Raw genomic sequence first — 1,097 nt, 5'->3', positions numbered from 1 at the left:
GAAGAATTCTTTGAGACCATCCGCTACTATATCAATGAGCTTGAGCATTTAGGCGTTAAGATTCAGCTTAATACCAAAGTCGATAAGGCAATGCTTGAAAAAGCCAAATTCCATCATGTCATCGTTGCCACTGGCGTGGTGCCAAGAAGCTTAGCAGGTAAGCTCGAAGGCGCTGATTTGCCACAAGTGATGAGCTATGCAGAATTGTTATCGGGTGAAAAATCAGTCGGTGATACGGTCGCAGTCATTGGCGCTGGCGGTATTGGCTTTGATGTCAGCGAATACCTAACGGCCAATCATGGTCAGCCACTCGATGAGTTGGGGCCTAAAACGCTCAAGGATCCAAGCTATCGTCCAAAGGCGCAGTCGGTTGAAGAGTGGCGTGAAGAGTGGGGCGTTACGAATAGCCCTGATTATCAAACTGAAGGTGGCTTGCTCAGACCTGAAGGCATCACGCCTATTCGCCAAGTGTACCTTATGCAGCGCACTAAAGGACGCTTGGGTCGCAGCCTTAACAAAACCACTGGCTGGGTACACCGCGCTCATGTCAAGTCGCATGGCGTCATCCAAGTATCAGGCGCACAGTACGAAAAAATCACCAATGAAGGTATTTGGATAACCAATAACCAAGGTCAAAGCCAGCTGCTGCGTGTCGATAGTGTGGTAGTCTGTGCCGGTCAAGAGTCCGTGGTAGAGCTGATGCCCAATGTCGGTGATGCGCCAGATGCACAGTATCACCTCATCGGCGGCGCAAAGCTAGCAGCTGAATTAGATGCCAAACGTGCGATTCGTGATGGGGCTGAGGTTGCGGCGGCGATTTAGGGTTTTAGGTTTTAAAACATAGTAGTAATAATGAAACGGTAGGGGAGAGATTTCCTACCGTTTTTTACTTCGTAAATTGTGGCTCTATTTAATTCTACAAAGGTGCTTCAATATCACCTAATGTGAGACCAGTTTCTTGAGTGCTGTATATAGTGATGCCAGTATCGTCGATTTTACCATTCATGACCAATCTACCAATGCGATTACTTGCTTCTTGATTGCCTTGATCAGCCGCTTTTTTGTACCATTCGAAAGCTTCGTCGTAGTCTTGCGTT

General features: G+C 47.4%; 1 protein-coding gene and 1 pseudogene. One reads left to right on the top strand and one right to left on the bottom strand.

Features of this window, described 5'->3' with window-relative positions; translation table 11 throughout:
* Positions 1 to 822: FAD-dependent oxidoreductase (locus ACS8FD_RS16350; protein WP_439276618.1), on the top strand; the 822-nt coding region annotated here is incomplete at its 5' end.
* A gap of 94 nt (positions 823 to 916) precedes the next feature.
* Here ACS8FD_RS16350 and ACS8FD_RS16345 read toward each other — a convergent pair.
* A pseudogene (locus ACS8FD_RS16345) lies at positions 917 to 1,097 on the bottom strand (hypothetical protein); the annotation flags it as partial.

This window comes from Psychrobacter sp. 1U2 (assembly GCF_051847575.1).
This window is presented reverse-complemented; position numbering and strand designations above follow the sequence as displayed.